This is a genomic window from Abyssibius alkaniclasticus, from assembly GCF_020447305.1.
In the GTDB taxonomy this organism is placed as follows: Bacteria; Pseudomonadota; Alphaproteobacteria; order Rhodobacterales; family Rhodobacteraceae; genus Abyssibius; species Abyssibius alkaniclasticus.
On the sequence record NZ_CP095732.1, the window covers coordinates 2162061 to 2179513 of the forward strand.

Consider the following 17453-nt stretch of genomic DNA (forward strand, 5'->3'; position numbering starts at 1 on the left):
GCCGATTACCGTTCGATCCCCCGATCTTGCACCTTAAATAAGATATTCCAAGGCTAATTTTGAAAAAATGTATATTATTTTTGCATTGATGACAGAATCGTATAATCTGGTTCCAGATCTTGCGGATGCGAGGAGCGCCATGAGATCGTTAAAAAGGGAGGAATGAAACATGACGAATGACAAAGGTATTACCCGGGGGATGACCCGGCGCGGCTTTGGCGGTATGGCCGCTGCGGCAACTGCCAGTTTCGCAATCGGCGCGCCCAGTCTGCTGCGCGCGCAGTCGGCGATAACCTTTGCGGTGCCAAACCCTTCGGCGCTGACATGGATGCCCTACTGGGTTGCGGTTGGCGAAGGATATTTCGACGAGGAGGGGCTTGCGCCGACGCTTGAAGCGATCGACGGCTCTTCGGCAGTGTTGCAGGCAATGGCAGCCGGGCAGGCACAAATCGGGGCGCCCGGGCCTGGGCCTGTCCTTGGGGCGCGTGCGCGCGGTGTAGATGTCAAATTCATCTACAACCTGTTCCCGAAATCTGTTTTTGGCCTGCTTGTCAAAGAAGAAAGCGCGGTAATGTCCCCTGAAGACCTGCGCGGCACGGTCATTGGCATCGGCACCGCAGATGGCGCTGAAATGTCCTTTACCAAGGCGATCATGACCGATCTGGGCATGGAGGAAAACACCGACTATACCTTCCTGCCGGTCGGTGATGGCGGCACGGCGGCTGTTGCGTTTCTGCGCGACGATGTAAGCGCCTATGCCGGTGCAATCTCGGACGCTGCCATTTTGCGCGCGCGTGGCATGAATTTGCGTGAAATTACGCCACCGCAATATCTTGGCTTCTTTGGCAACGGAATTGCGATGCTGGAAAGCCAGATGGCCGCCACGCCCGATCTTGCGCCCAAGTTTGGCCGCTCATTGGTGCGCGGAATGCGGTTTGCGGTTGATCCTGCAAACAAGGATACAGTGCTTGCGCATTGTGCCGCCGGCAACCCGCAGGAAGGCGAAGACAAGGCATTTGCGGCCGGCCTGCTGGCTGGCGCCATTGACCGCATGACACCGACGGATGAGTTCTTTGACCAAGGCTATGGCTATCAGCCGCCCGAGCATTGGCAGATGATTCATGATTCCGCCGTGGCATCGGGCGCGCTGGCTGCACCGCTCGACGATCTTTCGGCCGTCTACACAAATGAATTCGTCGCCGCGTGGAATGCCTGATGACTATGGCCGAGCCCCGAATGAACATAAAGGCTGCGCAATCTGCGCGGCCCGTTTATGAAATCTCAAGACTGTCCAAAACCTATGCCCGCAACAAGCTGGTTGCGCTGACCGATGTCAATCTTACCCTGCACAAGGGCGAATTTGTGTCGGTCATCGGTTCGTCGGGTTGCGGAAAGTCGACTCTCTTGAAGATTATGTCGGGGCTCATGCCGCCTACCAAAGGGCGGGTGATGCTGGAAGGCACACCCGTCGCTGGCCCGCGCGTGGATATTGGAATGATGTTTCAGCACGCAACGCTTTTGCCGTGGAAAACGACAATCGAGAATATCGTCATGCCGATAGAAATTCGCGAAGGCAAGGCCGCCGCGCGTGCGGCTTATGGCAAGGCGCGCGAGCTTCTGGCGCTGGTCGGGCTTGGCGATTTTGCCGATGTCTATCCGGGCGAGCTTTCCGGCGGCATGGCGCAGCGCGCCTCGATCTGCCGGATGCTGATCTCAGAGCCGGCCGTTTTGCTGCTCGACGAGCCGTTTTCCGCGCTTGATGAGCTGACACGCGACTTCATGAACATGGAGCTGCAACGCATTTGCCGCGAAACCGAGGCAACGGCCTTTCTTGTCACGCATTCGCTTGCCGAAGCGGTTATCATGTCCGACCGTATTCTGGTGATGAAGCCGCGGCCGGGCAGGGTGGTTGAAGAGGTCGATATTCCGCTGCCGCGCCCGCGCAGCCTGGAGATGATCAACACCAAGGAATTCGGCGAGATTGTCGCGCATATCCGCGACCTGTTGGACAAGGAGGCGGCGACATGACCGACCACGCAAGCGAAACCCGGCCCGACACTGTGTGGGTTGAACACCAAAGCCTGATCGACACGATCCCGCGTTGGCTGGCCATGACGCTGCTCTTTATCGGCTTTGTCGGCATTTGGCAGTTGGCAACCAGCATGGTCTGGGTCTCGCCGATCATCCTGCCAAGCCCGGGCGAAACGCTGAATGATCTGATCTTTGTCGGCGAAAACCTTGTCACGGGCGGCTATATGCTCACGGCATTCTGGACCACGACACAAACGGTGTTCTGGGGGTTCCTCATTGCGCTGGGCATCGGGTTTTCACTGGGCGTGCTGGTTGGCGAAACGAAATTCGGAGAACGCGCCGTTCTGCCCTATCTTGTGGCGATCGATACAATGCCCAAGATTGCCTTCGCACCGCTTTTCATAGCCTGGCTCGGATTTGGAATTTCATCGAAAGTGGCGCTTGCCGCGTTCATTGCCACCTTTCCCATTGTGGTTTCAACGGCGGCCGGCCTTTATGCGGCCAGCGAAAACGAGCGGATGCTGTTCAAGGCGATGGGGGCGACGCGGATGCAGACGCTGCTGCGCCTCAAGCTGCCAACCGGCCTGCCTTTCATGTTCACCGGGTTGAAGATTGCCGCGGTGGGCGTGATGGCGGGCGTTATTACCGGCGAATTTCTTGGGGGCGGCAAGGGATTTGGCGCTTTGATCCGCCAATCGGCCAGCCAGATGGATACGCCACGGGTTTTCGCACTTATTCTTTACTTGAGTTTGCTGGGCCTTCTCCTGTATTTCACCGTTCTGTGGGCGCAACGTAGAATTGTGTTCTGGCAAAAAGAAGAACAAGCAGGCCCGGTAGGTTGAAGTTGTTGAAGGAAAATTTGTTGTCTGAAGCCCGGAACCTTTCAGAACAGGTGTATGATTTTATCAGGCGCGACATCCTGCAGGGGATTTTGCTGCCCGATAAGAAACTCCAGATCGAAACGGTATCCGAGCGCTACAACATTGGCGCGGTTCCCGTGCGCGAGGCGTTGAACCGACTTTCCGCAGAAGGGCTGGTCGAGCGCAAGAAACAGCGTGGGTTCTTTGTTGCATCCCTGCCGATGAAAGATCTTGAAGAGCTTGTAAAAACCCGGATCTGGCTGGAAACTAAGGCGTTGAGCGAGTCGATTGCCAATGGCAGCGAGGAATGGGAGGACGGACTCGTGCTGTCGTTCCATCGTCTTGCGCGCACTTCACGCCGGCTGGAACCGGATTCGGGCGCGGCGCTTTCCGAAGAATGGGAAATCCGCCACAAGGAATTTCACATGCAACTGATCAACCAGTGCGGATCGAGCTGGTTGCTTGGGTTCTGTTCTACAATGATGGACCAGGCCGTGCGCTATCGGAACATTTCCATGCATGTTGGCCCCAGTCAGAAGCGCCGCGAAGGCGCTGCCGAAGAGCATAAGGAAATTCTGGACGCGGTTGTCGCCAGAGAGTCCGCGCTGGCCTGCAAACTGCTGGAAGCGCATTACCAGACCACATTGGCCGCGTTGCGGACCGTCGACATAGAGCTTCAGCCAGCTGAAGACTGACAGAGCCGCCCGAATCCGGTGCATTTTTGCCGCGAAAACCAATGTTTGCTGCTGTGCCGGCATTCCACCTGCCAGCCCGGCCATGCTGCCGGCCATTGGCCCTGCCGGTTCAGCGCGACATGCGCGACGGCCCGGATTTGCAACAAAATCCTTGCCTCGCACCGAATAAAAGTTGAATGTTGCAACATGACAGTAACCTGGTTTGCCCGGACCGTTTGCGTGCTGCTTGCCCTTGGGCTTGCAGGCAACGCGCTTGCCGGCCAGATGCAGCCTGGCCGTATGCAAGAGCAAAGCATGGTTTCCGCGGCGCTCGATGCGTCGGTCTGTCAGCCAAGCACAATGTATAAATGCACGGGTTTTCAGACCTGTGTGAATGGCCACGGCGGAAGCGGTGGCTGTGGCGTGTTCATCGCTTCATTCCGCGATCAGGGCTGGAGCCCGGCAAACCCGATGTCGTTGAAGACAAAAGTGCCAGGTGCCGGAGTGTTCTTGCCCGCACAGGCGCTGGACCGGCTGTTTCGCCCTCCACGCGGCTGAACTGCTGGCGGCAATTCACGTAGAAACACGCAGATACGCCAGCCACCAAGTCTATCTTTTTTCTGACTCGCTTTTAGCCTGCCCTATGGGGATGTGGCTAACCCTTCTATAAGGAGACTTACTATGGAATCCGCCCTCGGCCTGGATAGTTATCAGGCAACAATGATGATTCTCGTCTTTGTCGTCCTCGGATTGGGAATTGGCGCGCTGTTCCTGGCGCTGTTTTTACCCGTGCGTTGGAAGCTCAAATACTGGATGGAATTTGCCTTTGTCGGGCTGCTGTTTGTATTCGTCGGTTATGGCGACTGGCGCAGTGCCGAAATTGTCGAGGCTTATCAGGCAGAAATGGCGCAAGCCGGGGTTCTGGATGAGCCGGCACTCGAAGGAGCAAGCGACTTTGATCAGGAGATCAAGGTCATCGCCTTTCAATGGGGCTTTGCGTTTTTGACAGAAGGTAACGAAATCAGCCGCAATGCCGCCGTTGTGCAGCCGGGTGAGACAATTTTGTTCCGGATCTTCTCGAATGACGTGATCCACGGTTTCAACATTCCGGCAGTGGGCATAACCGCCGAGTTTGACCCCGGCAAGGAACGCGATGTCTGGATCCGCGCGCCGCTTGAACCGGGCAAATATCTGATCCAATGCCTGAATTACTGCGGCATAGGACATGCCCAGATGAAGGCATGGCTTGTTGTTGAAGGCGCCGAGTCATGAACCCGGCCACGATGAAATTAGAGGGAGATGAATAATGTCTCATGCACATGATGCTGCGCGATTGGGCGAAGCCCCGCATTGGGAACCCGAAGACATTGTCGGGAAGATGACGCTGAAATCGCTGCTCTTTTCAAACGACTACCGCCATATTGCCATCAAGGGCATTCTGACATCGGTCTTGATGCTGGGCCTTGGCGGCCTGATGGCCATGCTGTTTCGCACCGAACTTGCCGTGCCGGATGTGCAATATTTCGGGGCGCGGCCCTATATGCAGTTGATGACACTGCACGGAATGCTGATGGTCTTTGGCTTTGTCATTCCGTTCGTCATTTCGCTGAACTACTACATGATGCCCAAGGTTCTGGGCACCGGCAGGCTGCTTTGGGCGGGTGCTGCGCAATGGAGCTACTGGCTGCTGATCATCGCGGCGGTGTTTCTGATCATTGCGCGGCCCGATTTCACCTGGACATTCTATCCGCCAATGTCGCTGCGGGTCGGGGGTGATCTGGTATTCCTTGGCTATGTCGCAATTACGCTGGTGGCAATTTCCGAATTCCTGGCGGGCGCGGTGCTGTTGCGCAACGGCTGGGAGGCTGCGCGCCGCCTCGGCTGGGGCAAGCTGCCGCTGATGGGCTGGGGGGCCATTTCGGAAGGCATCCTGCTGATCGGCTCCACTCCGATGCTGGGCCTTGTCGGCATCTATATGCTGACCGACTGGATGGGGATTACCGCGATATTTGACACAGGCCGGGGCGGTGATGTGATGTCATTCATGCTCATGTTCTGGTTTTATGGCCATCCGGCGGTTTACCTGCCGCTGATGCCCGCCATTGCTGTGCTGTATACATTGCTGCCGCGTTTTCTGGGCCGCCCGATCTGGAGCTACTGGTCGGCGGTCACGGCCTTTGCATTGCTGACTGTGCTTGGCTTTGTGGTGTTTCCGCACCATTTCCAGCCGGCTGAAAATGTCAGCGGCGTGATGCAGCGCATAACGCAGATTCTGACTCTGGCCATCTTCATCCCCTCAACCCTGCATGTGTTCAACTGGATCGCAACGCTCTGGTATGACCGGATTCCAGACTCGGCCCGTGCGGCGATTCCGTTCCGCTTCATCGTCGCCTCGATCTTCTTTCTGATGCTGGGCGGCGTCACGGCCTATGTGAATGCGCAAATCGCCACCAACAGCGCCTTTGTGCATAACACCTATTTCGTGCCGGCGCATTTTCACGCGATGTTCGTGGGCTTCATGGCCAATATGGCGATGGCGGGGATCTACTATCTTTACCCCTATTTCACCGGGCGGATGTTCAACCAGCGGCTGGCCAATACGCATTTCTGGTTCTGGCAGATTGGTATCTTCACCAAGGTCACGATGATGTATTATCTGGGCTTCGTCTATTTCCCGCGCTGGGTTGTAGACTTTCTGCCGTTGCCCCAATGGGCGGTGCCACAATTCGTGCTGACCGGCGCGGCCTATCTCATTGGTCTTGGCTTCATCATCTTTGTGACCAACATCGTATGGAGCGCCAGCCGTGGCCGGAAATCAGAAGCCGACCCCTGGGCGTTGAGCGATGATGCCGTAACCTCGGGCGCTGCTGCCCAGCCCGCGGAATGAAAGGAAACCTGCTATGATTATGCGTTTTTATCTGATCGTCGGGCTGCTCGTGCTGGGCACGACTGCCTATTTCATCGTGGTCCGGCAAGAACCGGAATTTCAGAACGTGCCGACAATGTCATCGGTGGCGGAACTTCAGGCCCAGGGTATCTTGCCGACCGGCCCGTTCGACGAGAATGAAGAGATCGAGCATGGTGTGTTCGACGTTCCAGCTATGGATGAAATGATGCTCGAGCAAGCAATGAGCGGCATGGATATGGGCGGCATGGATATGGGCGGCATGGATATGGGCGGCATGAACATGTCGCCATCCGCCGATGGCATGATGACCATGCCCGATGGCACGACCATGCCGATGGCCGATATGGCCCCGGCGGCGGATGGTTCGATGCCTATGGCCGATGGTGGCACAATGCCAATGGGAGACGGTGCAACCGCACCAATGGCGGGCATGGAACCGCAGGCCGATGGCATGATGACCATGCCCGATGGCACCACCATGCCGATGGCCGATATGGCCCCGGCGGCGGATGGTTCGATGCCTATGGCCGATGGTGGCACCATGCCAATGGGAGACGGTGCAACCGCGCCAATGGCGGGCATGGAACCGCAGGCCGATGGCATGATGACCATGCCCGATGGCACCACCATGCCGATGGCCGATATGGCCCCGGCAGCGGATGGTTCGATGACCATGCCCGACGGCACCACCATGCCAATGACCGACATGGCCGGTTCTGCTGCCTGTAGCGGCGAAAGCGGGCTGGGATTCTGCGATGACGGTCAGACCTTTGACCGGGAAATCGAAGTCGTCATGTCGGAATGGACATTTTCCGATCTGAATATCGAGGTCCAGGCGGGCGAGCGCATCCGCTTCACCATCCGCAATGATGGCACCATTTTGCATGAATTCATGTTCATGGCGATGGCGCAGATGCAGGCAATAAACTACCGAACGCGGCGCGCAGACTGGAACCTGCTGGAGCATGAAGCACTGTTCGAAAAATCGCTACTGCTGCCCGGCGAAAGCATGAGCTTTGTTGTGGAGATTCAAAGCACTGGCAGTTGGATGTTCATGTGCATGTTGCCCTATCACATGCAGATGGGCATGATGGGCCAGATCGCAACACCCGGTGCGGAAATGGAAATGTAAACCAGGTTCGACCGTCGCCCAGCAGGGCGGCGGTCGCATCGCTTACATGCCTTCGTTTGCAGAACTTTGCATTGGCGCAGAGCGCAATTTGCTAGATCAGTTCCTCGATAAAAAAGCTGATCAGTTGCGTGCGTCCGCTTACACCCGCTTTTTGATAGATCGCATTGCACTGCGCCTTGATCGTGCCAATGCTTTTGCCGCGCACTTCGGCAATTTCGGCGTTTGACAGACCTTTGAGTGTTAGGATTGCGACGTCGCGTTCGGATGGCGAAAGTGACCAGTCGTCGAAATGCCGCACCATCAGCTCGTGAAACTGGCCCGAAGCAACCAGCATCCGGTTATCAACCTCGCGCATATTGCCGCGCATACCCTTCAGCACCACAATGCCCAGAACGGCGCCCAGCACCATGCCCAAAATCGTGACCAATTGCACGATTTCGCGGTATTCCCAGCTGACCGCAACCTGACGGATGCCAAAAAGCTCCACCACCATATCTATGATAAAGAAAAGGGAAAATCCGACCTGAAGAAAAACCACGATCCCCAGCAGCAGGGAGCTAAGGCGTATACCCGAAATTTTGAGCAACCGCCGCTCCTCCTGATGGAATCTTCACTTCAGAAAGAGTATAGAGGCCAGTTGCGGGCACCACCAGCCTAGTTTCGGCCGTTTCCGTTTCCACGGCCGTTGCCGCCACCGTTGCCGCCACCGTTGCCGCCACCGTTGCCGCCACCGTTGCCGTTACCATTGCCATTGCCGTTACCATTGCCATTGCCATTGCCGTTACCATTGCCATTGCCATTGCCATTGCCGTTACCATTGCCATTGCCGTTTCCGTTATTGCCGGCATTGGCATTGGCATTCGCATTTGCATTGGCCTGGGCTGGCAGGCCTCCATTGCTCGCTTGCGCAAGGTCGCGCAGCACCTCACCCGTGGTCGCATTCATCACGACCTCGCGGGTTTGTGTCGTCGAATAGCCAACCACACGCGCACGGCCAAGGAATGTGCGGCTGACCTCGATATAGATGAACCCGTCGGCCACAAGCCTGGCGACCATGTCCTGCACAGATTGCCTGTCGGCCAAATTCGCGGCGGCGTAAACGATCTGAACACCGCTGGCAGCATTGGTGGATTGTGCATTGCCCAAGCCCCCGGAAACCGAGAAGGCTAGAGCCGTTGCAAATAGCAGTTTTCCGATACGCATATCAGCCTCCGCTGATCAAGATTGAAAGGAACTATATTACCCTTACTCATGAAATTGATACCGCAAAAGCCGTGCAGGTTTGACATTGCCTTTGTAAGTATCATTGCGCAGTTCAGGTTAGCAAGTGCGCAGCAGAAATGCCGCATAGGCTTATTCATCGGCCAAGGCGCGCCTTAGTAGACCAGCCGCACCACATATTGATCGGCGACAGTGTCCACACCGCCGGAACATGCGCCCATCACGTTATTGGCCGTAACCGAGATATTGCCAAGCGCCTGCACCGAAATGCCCGCAAGCCCCTGCACACCCGCTGCCAGATGCACGCTGCCATTCGCGATGACCTGCGAGCCGTGATATTCCATAGCCGAAGCAAAATCCACACCGCCAAGCGTTACGAACTGCGCACCGCCACCGGGCGTGCAATCATCCGCAAGACCAAGGCGCACGTTGTTTGCGCCTTTGAAGGCATTGGCGTCGCGGCTGGTTGTGATGAATACGCCGTTTTCAATGCTCGAACCCTGCCCGAATTCGATGGGGCAATCGGCAATGATGATCATGTCTGAAACCGTCGTGCCACCAGGTATGGATATTTTGGAGGCCTCACCATTGCCACAGGTCAGAATGTTCACCGCATTCGGCACCAGCATTGCCATGCTGAAACGGTTGGCATTGCTCAATGTCTGGCGGTTGGCGACGGGCACAAGAATATAGTCGGGTCGGCCTTCGTAAAGCGGGTTTGACAAATCTGCGATAAGCGCGCGAATGGCGTCTTCCTTGGCCAGCAATGGTTCCATATACCGCTCGCCCACCGATTCCCACGCGCCGATATTTCCGTTGCCCTTGACATCGAACATGCCGCCATCGGCCACCGAAGCGGGGTTCGGCATTGAAATGCGCACCCCGTCTTCATAGTCGAAGAAGTTGTTGCTGTTCATCTCAACGCCCTGCTGGCCATGAACGCACATACCGCTGTAAAAGCCATTATTCGACGTAAGATCGACAATACCGCCGGCAACAAGCCCGTCTTTGTGGCAATTCGCGACGTCATACATGGCAACCGCAACGGTTGAGATGCGCCAGTAGTTAAAGCCGATAAGCTTCAGCAGGAATGTTTTTGCAGGATTGCCGTTCGTGTCATCCATCCGTGTGGTGACCTGCACGGCGTTGGGGAAGGCCGAGCTTGTGTCCATGACGCGCGCATTCACATCCCAGCGGCCCACGACGATATCTTCCTGACGCAGCACCGTTCCGTAGCGTTCGCTTGGCATATTGACAGACGCAAGCTCCAAAGCCTCGGAATAGGGGGTTTGCGTTCCGCTTTCGCTGGGATAGGCGAGGATAAGCGCCCCGGCTTGGGCGGCTGCATCGGCTGTGGTCTGCAAATGCTGGCGGGTTTGCCAGGCATTCGATGTATCAATCGCAAGGCCGCCAACACCAATGCAGATCAGCGCCATGAATATTGCAAAGGTCGAGCCCACGCCGCGTTCATCATCGCGGAAACTGTGCAGGGCGCGTGTGAAACGGTTGAATGGGGCAAACATCACTGTGGCTCCTTGCGCTGGGTCACCACGGCGATGATGTTGCCGTCGGTGAAGGCGTTCACAATGCGAAACGGGGTCACAGCAGCCACCGGCACCGAAATCTGCATGGTTACGGTGTCATTGGTTTGCGAGGCTGTCGCCGTGCCGGTTATTCCCCAGCTTGCAAACTGGCCGGCGGCATAGTCTTCGGCTTGCGAGTTGGAGTAGAGCCCGGTTGACATTTGACGACCGGCATCGCGCGCAACCGTCCATAGATTGGCCTGGGTTTTGAACAGAATGGTCGCATCGACCGTGATCGCCAGAATCAGCACGAAAACCGGAACCCACAGAACGAATTCCACAGAAACGGCACCGCGCGTGTCGGAAAAGGCGGCAATCTTTCGCTTCAGACGGGCGAGGCTTGGTTTCAGGTTCATACTGGTCACGGCATCCTCAGAGTTAAAGCATGGCGCAAACATGCGCCGAATAAAACCAACCAAACATTTGATATTGTTCAAAAATAATTCATTTCCGAAACAATTTGACAGTCTTGCAGGATGACGTGCGGCCTGGGCGATGGCGTAATTCGAAAGATCGTTGCCCCAGTTTTCGACCAGCCCTTGGCGATATCCGATGTTTGAAGCCAAATACCACTTAAAATGATCCTGTCTTACAGACAGCAATACCTTACATCTGCGCGCAAAAAATTGGTCCAAGGATTAAAGTTGCGGTTTAATCTAAAGTTTATGCCGCAAAGCCACTGAAATTGCGGGCATTTTCAACCAAAGCGCGGCCATAGCCCGCTTGTGCTACAGGGCTTTTACACACATCCGGACAGCGTGTGAGTGGCCGGAAAGCCGGGGGCAGGCGCGATTGCTCCCGCCGCCCCCGTGCAGGTTCAGTCAAGCCCCAGCATCACGCGCAGGGCTTCAAGCGCATCACCCTCGGGCACATCCTTGTTGGCGGCGGCTTCAAGCGCGGCGGCTTCGATGGCGGCCTGCTCGGCGGCAGCAGCGGCGGCTGCCAGTGCCGTGGTCGCGGCGGCTTCATAGGCCAGGGCGTCGGCCAGTTCGGCGTCAAGCGCCGATGTATCGGTGCCCGCAAGAATGGCCGCGTCGATATCGGCCTGAATTTCCACGCTCGTGCGGCTGGGCGCGGGCAGGGCTTCGAGCGCCGCCAATGCGGCGGCGGCCTCGGCGTCTAGCTCGCCGGTGCGAATAGCTTCGCTTTGATAGGTCGCAATCCTGCCCACACGCGAATTTGGGGCGGCATTGTCCAGCGCGTTCTGGTTTGCATTGGCCGCGTTCAAGGCGCCCAAAGCAGAAGCGATCTGACCGCGCCCATTCCCGCCGCCATTATTGCCGCGGTTTTCGGCGCCATTTCCGCCCCGGTTGTTGGCGTTGCTTCTGTTGCGGTTCCCATTGCCATTGCCATTGCCATTCCCGTTCCCGTTGCCTGCTACAGCCGTTTCGGCTGAAACAGTCCAAATGGCGGTTGTGGTGACGGCGACGCTCGATAAAGCGAGGCTGGCCGCGGCCGCTGTTGAGATTGCCCTACGTAGCATTTTGTTATCCTATCATGGTGAGTGTTGAACGCGCTCACTGGTAAACATCAATTCAGGCGACGGGCACATGCGACGCTGAGGCAAAGCAAATCGTTTTTGCCCAGCGTCGCCAAATGGTTACTGGTCGCTGCTCACCTGAGCAGCGCCGCTTCGAGCGCAGAAAGCGAGGGGCGCGCATCGACAAATGTCGATGCCTTGTTCCCGGCCTTTATTTCGGGAAACAAGGCGAAAACCTCGTCGCGTGCCTCTTCATCAAGCGCACCAAGCGCATCGGCATTGGGGTGGAAGCTTTCGCTCTGCACGCCGTTCGAGGTGACAATCTCGTGCTTGCTGAATAGAATATGGAAGTATTCCACAACCTTCATTTCATGCGCGACAACGATCGTGCTGTCATTCACAAGGTTTTTCGCCGCCACAAGGCATTCGGGCGCGTCAAACAGCAGCTCGGCGCGCCAACCCGAAATCAGCATCCGATGGGCGGGCGATACCAGCAAATCCTCGTGGGGCAGGTTTTCACCCAGCGCACCGGCCTTGATGCGAATGGGTGTTGTGGCGCGGCTTGGCCTGATTTTCTTGCTGCCGATCCAGCGCACGATCTGCGTGCCGCTATCGGCTGTCAGAACCCCATCGCCAACCATGATGTCTTCGATCAGTTTTTCACCCTCGGGCGTGGCAATTTTGGTGCCACGCGCAAAGCAGACGATGACGCGGTCCTCATAGGATGAAAAGGTCTTGCCGTTATTGGTCATGCCTTCGGTAATCCGCCCACCCAGAACTTTCTGAGGGTCGGTTTCGTTCGGGTCACCGGTTCCAAGGTTATAGGCGTATTTTGTAAGGTTGCCGTTGCCGTCATCAACAATGAAAACCATCAGCGAGGTGTCGGCATTCGCGTTGGGCGTGAAATAATAGTCTACAATCGCGTTATAGGTGTTGTAGCCACCGCTGCCATTGTCAATCTGAATGGTAAAGGTTTCGCCGGCATCGAGATTGCCGTCATTGGCATCACTCGGGTCGGTCGAGGTTCCGCCATTGTCGGAGGTTTGCACGATGGAGCCGATCAGAATGCCGCCCCCGTCTGTTCCACCAGAACCAGACGTCGTTGCCGGGTTGGCGAGGTCAAGGTTCCAGTTGGAATTGGGATAAGTGCCAGGCGCAGCACCCTTGTTGCCACCAACATAATCTTCCGCCCAATTCGACCACGAGCTTGAACTGGCACCGTTTCCGTCGACGGCCAATGCATAAATAAATGCCATTTACTATTCCTTTTGTTACAAGGGCCGCAAAATGTTTTGCGACTGGTTTCCGAGGCGTTCAGAACCCGTTGCCAAAAGCTGTCCGCCCCGATGGGCTTCACCACAACCAACGCATTCGGGCTTGCAGCAAGACCTGCCCAATTTGAATGAATTTGCATCCATTGGCGGTTCTATCCCGATGAATCGGGGTCGGAAAATTGGTCCAAAGGTTAAATGATGGCTTTAATCTAAAGATTATGGCTGGTTTCGCGCGTGGTTCGACGGCCGCAAAACCGGTTCGGTTTTGTGCGGAAACAATGTTTGGAAACTATCGAGGCGGTGCCAGGCGCAAGACCCGCGAAAATGCAAACAGGCCGTGCAAGAAGCACCAGCAGGGCTGCTTGCGGTGATCGGTTCACGCCGCAAGGCCCGGGTGTGGGAGCAGGGCCGCATGAACGCGGCCCTGTTCTGGCGATTATTTGACCAGTTCGGTCCAGATCGCGGTGTAAAGATCGGTTGCCGATTGCGGGCAGGTGGGCAGGAATTGTCCGGCGGCAGCAAATTCTTCGGGCACAACGATTTCGGGCGCGGTCTGCATCACTTCATCCATGAAGGCTTCCGACCCGGTAATGCCATTGGCATAGCGCGCGAAATTCGAGATCATCGCCGCATTTTCGGGCCGCATGATGAAGTCGAGGAACAGATAGGCCTCATCGACATTTTGCGCATCGGCCAGCAGCCCGACAGAGTCCATCCACAGCGGATAGCCCTCGACCGGATAGCCGTAAACAACGTCGGGGTTGTTGATACGCGCGCGCATGGTCGAGCCGTTCCAGTTGACCGTTGCCATCAGATCGTTGGAGCTGAGCTTGTCGGTCGTGCCATAATCCATCGAGATCCAGCTTGGCTTGGCCGACATCAACAGGTCACGCACTTCGCGCAGCACGGTCAGGTCTTCGGTGCAGGCTTCACCGCCCACATTGAAAATGGTCATGGCGATAACGTCGCTCATTTCCGGCACAACATTGACAAGGCCAACCAGTTCTTCGGGCGGGCGCAGGAAAATGTCGGAGGTGTTCACATCGCCGGAATAGGCGGTTGTGTTTACCGCAACCCCCGTCGTGCCCCATTGCCACGGAATGGTATAGGCGCGGCCCGGGTCCCAATCGACATCCATCCAGCGAGGGTCGATATTGCCGATATTGGACAGGCGCGAATGGTCAAGCTCTTGCAGCAGGCCTTTTTCAACGAAAATCGGCACATAGTTGGCCGTTGGCACCACAAGGTCAAAGCCCGACCCGCCCGCTTCAACCTTGGCAAGCGCGGTTGTGTTGCTGTCATAATCGGTGATTGTGACCGTGATGCCGGTTTCAGCCGTAAAGGCTTCGATCATTTCGGGGCTGGTATAGTTGCCCCAGTTATACAGGTTCAACTGGCCTTGGGCATGGGCGACGGTTGCCGCCACCAGGGCCGTTCCGGCTAACAGTAATGTCTTCATCTTGCACTCCTATGTTGAAAACGCGCGGATTCAGGTCCGCTTTCTGGTAATCAGGAAAAACGCCGTCAGCATGACGATGGTAACGCCCAACAGCGCGGTCGAAATCGCGTTGACTTCGGGTGTCAGTGCGCGGCGCAACTGGCCCAGCATATAGGTGGGCAGCGTATCTTGGCCCGCAGATTTCACGAACTCGGTGATGATAACATCGTCTAGCGAAATGACAAATGCCAACATCGCCCCCGCCAGAATACCCGGCAAAAGCAGGGGCAGGGTAATGTAGCGGAAGGTTTGCCAGGCCGAGGCGTAAAGATCGGCCGCAGCGGTTTCCATTGCAAGGTCCATGCCTTCAAGCCGGGCGCGGATGGGCAGATAGGCGAAGGGCACACAAAAGGCTGAATGGGCAAGGATCAGGTAGCCAAGCCCGGTATAGCCGGTGGCGACCTTGATCGCGGCAAAGAAGATGAGCAGCGCCACGGCGGTAACGATTTCCGGCACCATCAGCGGCTGGTTGATCATGATATAGATAAAACCCTGGCCCTTGAATTTGCCGCGCCGTGTGGTGCCCAGGGCCGCCATTGTGGCCACCGTGGTGGAAATGGCTGCGGCCCAGCCCGCGATGATGAACGAGCGCATGGCAGCGCCCTGCACCGCCTCATTCTCCCATGCGATATAATACCATTTCAGCGAAAACCCGCCCCAGAGGTTGACCGAGTTCGAGCCGTTGAACGAGTAAATCACCAAGGTGACAATCGGCGCATAGAGCAGCACAAAGGCCAGAATGGCCGTGGCGGTAAAGCCGGGCAGCGATGTCACATCGAACGGGCGCTTAGGCATTGCGGCCCTCCTTGCGCGTAACCGCCGCGTAAATGCCCAGCGAAACAAGGACCGAGATGAGCAGGATAAGCGACAAGGCCGCGCCTAGCGGCCAGTTCTGCCCCTGGCCAAATTGCAGCTCGATGAAATTCCCGATCATCATATTCTTGCCGCCCCCCAGCACGCGCGGCGTGACATAGGCGCCAAGGCTGGGTGTGAAGACCAGAATGCAGCCCGCAATAATGCCGGGCCGGATTATGGGCAGAATGATGCGCCGCAGCACGCGCAGGCGCGAGGCATAAAGGTCATACCCCGCCTCGATCAGCTTGAAATCGAACCTGTCAATCGCGGCGAAAAGCGGCAGCACCATCAGCGGCAGATAGACATATGTCATGCCGATCAGCACGGCGGTATCGGTATAAAGAATCTGGATCGGCTCGGTGATCACGCCCATATTGATGAGGAAGGTGTTGAGCAAACCCTGGTTGCGGATGACTTCCATAATCGCAAAAGTGCGGATGAGCAGGTTTGTCCAGAACGGTATGGTGATCAGAAACAGCCAGATCGCACGTTGTTTTGCCGGGCGCGTGGCAATGAACCACGCGGTGGGCAGGCCGAAGGCAAAGGTAATGGCCGTTGTCATCAGTGACAGTTTGATCGAGCGCCAGAAGATCGACAGGTTGGCATCGGCCAGGCTGACCGTGCCGTCAAAAATGTCACGCTCGAACAAAATCCGGAACCAGGCCTCGCCCGAAAATATCCAGCGCACACCCGAATAATCGCCGGGTTCCAGAAAGGAATAAACCGCGATGATCAGCAGCGGGCCGTTGGCGGCAATCAGCAAAAGCAGCAGCGCGGGGGCTGAAAGCAGCCAGCCATTCGTGCCCTTGCTGCGTGCCGCGCGGCTCATGGTGCCAGCACCTGAATGGCAGAAGTATCAAACCGCAGGCCCAACACATCGCCCTTGGTGGCCTGAACGGCCTGGGCCGAGGGCACGCGCGCAACAACGACTGTCGTGTCGGACAGGCGCAAATGCACATGCGTATCGGTGCCGAAATAGGTGGTCTCAACCACGGTTGCATTCAACGCGCCCTCGCCCGGCGTCGTCAGGCCAATCTGCTCGGGCCGCAGGGCCAGCGAGACAGTGCCGGAATGCGCGCCGGTGGGCAGCGCCAGCACATCGCCGGTATCAAGGCGCACGCCGGCTTCAACCACCGTGGCGTTCAGGAAATTGGTTTCGCCAATGAAATCGGCCACAAAACGGTTATGGGGGCGGTCATAAATGTCGCGCGGCGTGCCAACTTGCAGCAGCTTGCCGGCTGACATCACGCCAATCCGGTCGGACATGGTCAGCGCCTCTTCCTGATCATGCGTGACGAAAACAAAGGTGATGCCGGTTTCCGATTGCAGGCGCTTCAGCTCGCCTTGCATGGCTTTGCGCAGCTTCAGGTCGAGCGCGGAAAGCGGCTCGTCAAGCAACAAAACCTCGGGGGCGGGGGCGAGTGCGCGGGCCAGTGCCACGCGCTGCTGCTGCCCGCCGGAAAGTTGCGCCGGATAGCGGTCGGCCAATGCTTCCAGCTGCACAAGCGCCAGCACATCGGCCACGGTTCTGGCAAGCTCGGCCCTGGATTTGCCCAGCATCTGCAGGCCAAACCCGACATTGCCCGCCACGCTGAGATGCGGAAACAGCGCGTAGGACTGGAACACCGTGTTCACCCGCCGCTGGTTTGGCGGCGTGCCGGTAATATCAGCGCCCGATAGCAGAATCTGCCCCGAGGTCGGCGTTTCAAACCCGGCGATGCAGCGCAACAGGGTGGTTTTTCCGCAGCCAGACGGGCCCAGAAGCGTAAAGAACTCGCCCTTTCGGATGGTGATGGAGACATCATCCAGCGCGTTGACCGCCGTTGCACCCTGTCCGAATGTCTTGATCGTATTGCGCGCCTCAACGGCAATGTTCTGGTCCAAAAGGCACCTCCATTGCTGGTAGATTGCAATTGTCTTGGCGCATTTGCAATCCA

At 57.0% G+C, this 17453-nt stretch carries 18 protein-coding genes; 8 read left to right on the forward strand and 10 right to left on the reverse strand.

The features are described 5' to 3' along the window. Positions 1-169: 169 nt before the first annotated feature. The 8 genes from LGT41_RS10835 to LGT41_RS10870 all read left to right on the forward strand — a co-directional run bounded on the left by LGT41_RS10835 (position 170) and on the right by LGT41_RS10870 (position 7605). Complete coding sequence (locus LGT41_RS10835) at positions 170-1216, forward strand: ABC transporter substrate-binding protein (protein WP_274126899.1); 1047 nt, start codon at positions 170-172, stop codon at positions 1214-1216. After that, positions 1216-2028, forward strand: a complete 813-nt coding sequence (locus LGT41_RS10840; RefSeq protein WP_274126900.1) for an ABC transporter ATP-binding protein — start codon at positions 1216-1218, stop codon at positions 2026-2028. The genes LGT41_RS10835 and LGT41_RS10840 overlap by 1 nt, the downstream gene beginning before the upstream one ends. Then, positions 2025-2873: an ABC transporter permease gene (locus tag LGT41_RS10845; RefSeq protein WP_274126901.1), complete on the forward strand. Its 849-nt coding sequence runs from the start codon at positions 2025-2027 to the stop codon at positions 2871-2873. Before LGT41_RS10840 ends, LGT41_RS10845 begins: the two co-directional genes overlap by 4 nt. Before the next feature lie 20 nt (positions 2874-2893). Beyond that, positions 2894-3586 (forward strand): GntR family transcriptional regulator, encoded by a 693-nt coding sequence (locus LGT41_RS10850; RefSeq protein ID WP_274126902.1) that lies wholly within the window; start codon positions 2894-2896, stop codon positions 3584-3586. A 186-nt stretch (positions 3587-3772) separates the two neighbouring features. Next, positions 3773-4123, forward strand: coding sequence for a hypothetical protein (locus LGT41_RS10855; RefSeq protein WP_274126903.1), 351 nt, complete (start codon positions 3773-3775; stop codon positions 4121-4123). Positions 4124-4246: 123 nt separating this feature from the next. Further along, entirely contained in the window at positions 4247-4837 is a 591-nt protein-coding gene (locus tag LGT41_RS10860) for a cupredoxin domain-containing protein (protein ID WP_274126904.1), read from the forward strand. Between the two features lie 34 nt (positions 4838-4871). Beyond that, a complete protein-coding gene (locus tag LGT41_RS10865; RefSeq protein WP_274126905.1) occupies positions 4872-6452 on the forward strand; it encodes a cytochrome c oxidase subunit I in 1581 nt (526 codons plus the stop codon). A gap of 13 nt (positions 6453-6465) precedes the next feature. Then, entirely contained in the window at positions 6466-7605 is a 1140-nt protein-coding gene (locus LGT41_RS10870; RefSeq protein ID WP_274126906.1) for a multicopper oxidase domain-containing protein, read from the forward strand. A 91-nt stretch (positions 7606-7696) separates the two neighbouring features. On the opposite strand, the gene LGT41_RS10875 is transcribed toward LGT41_RS10870, so the two are convergent. The 10 genes from LGT41_RS10875 to LGT41_RS10920 all read right to left on the reverse strand — a co-directional run bounded on the left by LGT41_RS10875 (position 7697) and on the right by LGT41_RS10920 (position 17400). Continuing rightward, the gene (locus tag LGT41_RS10875; RefSeq protein ID WP_274126907.1) at positions 7697-8092 is read right to left on the reverse strand and encodes a helix-turn-helix transcriptional regulator; all 396 of its coding nucleotides are present in this window, start codon (positions 8090-8092) and stop codon (positions 7697-7699) included. Positions 8093-8259: 167 nt separating this feature from the next. Continuing rightward, positions 8260-8808 carry a hypothetical protein gene (locus LGT41_RS10880; RefSeq protein ID WP_274126908.1) on the reverse strand — a complete coding sequence of 183 codons (549 nt, stop codon included), beginning with the start codon at positions 8806-8808 and terminating at the stop codon, positions 8260-8262. Between the two features lie 173 nt (positions 8809-8981). Then, on the reverse strand, positions 8982-10349 hold the full coding sequence (locus LGT41_RS10885) for a pilus assembly protein TadG-related protein (protein ID WP_274126909.1): 1368 nt from the start codon (positions 10347-10349) through the stop codon (positions 8982-8984). Beyond that, on the reverse strand, positions 10349-10765 hold the full coding sequence (locus LGT41_RS10890; RefSeq protein ID WP_274129712.1) for a TadE/TadG family type IV pilus assembly protein: 417 nt from the start codon (positions 10763-10765) through the stop codon (positions 10349-10351). Before LGT41_RS10890 ends, LGT41_RS10885 begins: the two co-directional genes overlap by 1 nt. A 461-nt stretch (positions 10766-11226) precedes the next feature. Further along, positions 11227-11637, reverse strand: a complete 411-nt coding sequence (locus LGT41_RS10895; protein ID WP_274126910.1) for a hypothetical protein — start codon at positions 11635-11637, stop codon at positions 11227-11229. A gap of 386 nt (positions 11638-12023) precedes the next feature. Continuing rightward, complete coding sequence (locus tag LGT41_RS10900; protein ID WP_274126911.1) at positions 12024-13145, reverse strand: Hint domain-containing protein; 1122 nt, start codon at positions 13143-13145, stop codon at positions 12024-12026. 454 nt (positions 13146-13599) lie between these two features. Next, complete coding sequence (locus LGT41_RS10905; RefSeq protein WP_274126912.1) at positions 13600-14622, reverse strand: extracellular solute-binding protein; 1023 nt, start codon at positions 14620-14622, stop codon at positions 13600-13602. 30 nt (positions 14623-14652) lie between these two features. Continuing rightward, entirely contained in the window at positions 14653-15456 is an 804-nt protein-coding gene (locus tag LGT41_RS10910; protein ID WP_274126913.1) for an ABC transporter permease, read from the reverse strand. Then, positions 15449-16345 carry an ABC transporter permease gene (locus LGT41_RS10915; RefSeq protein WP_274126914.1) on the reverse strand — a complete coding sequence of 299 codons (897 nt, stop codon included), beginning with the start codon at positions 16343-16345 and terminating at the stop codon, positions 15449-15451. Before LGT41_RS10915 ends, LGT41_RS10910 begins: the two co-directional genes overlap by 8 nt. After that, positions 16342-17400, reverse strand: a complete 1059-nt coding sequence (locus LGT41_RS10920; protein WP_420720183.1) for an ABC transporter ATP-binding protein — start codon at positions 17398-17400, stop codon at positions 16342-16344. The genes LGT41_RS10915 and LGT41_RS10920 overlap by 4 nt, the downstream gene beginning before the upstream one ends. Positions 17401-17453: the final 53 nt, after the last annotated feature.

Excerpts from the sequence above, each read along its gene's own strand:
- LGT41_RS10835 (WP_274126899.1), top strand. The coding sequence starts at position 170 with ATGACGAATGACAAAGGTATTACCCGGGGGATGACCCGGCGCGGCTTT.
- LGT41_RS10840 (WP_274126900.1), top strand. The coding sequence starts at position 1,216 with ATGACTATGGCCGAGCCCCGAATGAACATAAAGGCTGCGCAATCTGCG.
- LGT41_RS10845 (WP_274126901.1), top strand. The coding sequence starts at position 2,025 with ATGACCGACCACGCAAGCGAAACCCGGCCCGACACTGTGTGGGTTGAA.
- LGT41_RS10855 (WP_274126903.1), top strand. The coding sequence starts at position 3,773 with ATGACAGTAACCTGGTTTGCCCGGACCGTTTGCGTGCTGCTTGCCCTT.
- LGT41_RS10860 (WP_274126904.1), top strand. The coding sequence starts at position 4,247 with ATGGAATCCGCCCTCGGCCTGGATAGTTATCAGGCAACAATGATGATT.
- LGT41_RS10865 (WP_274126905.1), top strand. The coding sequence starts at position 4,872 with ATGTCTCATGCACATGATGCTGCGCGATTGGGCGAAGCCCCGCATTGG.
- LGT41_RS10870 (WP_274126906.1), top strand. The coding sequence starts at position 6,466 with ATGATTATGCGTTTTTATCTGATCGTCGGGCTGCTCGTGCTGGGCACG.
- LGT41_RS10880 (WP_274126908.1), bottom strand. The coding sequence starts at position 8,808 with ATGCGTATCGGAAAACTGCTATTTGCAACGGCTCTAGCCTTCTCGGTT.
- LGT41_RS10885 (WP_274126909.1), bottom strand. The coding sequence starts at position 10,349 with ATGTTTGCCCCATTCAACCGTTTCACACGCGCCCTGCACAGTTTCCGC.
- LGT41_RS10890 (WP_274129712.1), bottom strand. The coding sequence starts at position 10,765 with ATGAACCTGAAACCAAGCCTCGCCCGTCTGAAGCGAAAGATTGCCGCC.
- LGT41_RS10900 (WP_274126911.1), bottom strand. The coding sequence starts at position 13,145 with ATGGCATTTATTTATGCATTGGCCGTCGACGGAAACGGTGCCAGTTCA.
- LGT41_RS10905 (WP_274126912.1), bottom strand. The coding sequence starts at position 14,622 with ATGAAGACATTACTGTTAGCCGGAACGGCCCTGGTGGCGGCAACCGTC.
- LGT41_RS10910 (WP_274126913.1), bottom strand. The coding sequence starts at position 15,456 with ATGCCTAAGCGCCCGTTCGATGTGACATCGCTGCCCGGCTTTACCGCC.
- LGT41_RS10915 (WP_274126914.1), bottom strand. The coding sequence starts at position 16,345 with ATGAGCCGCGCGGCACGCAGCAAGGGCACGAATGGCTGGCTGCTTTCA.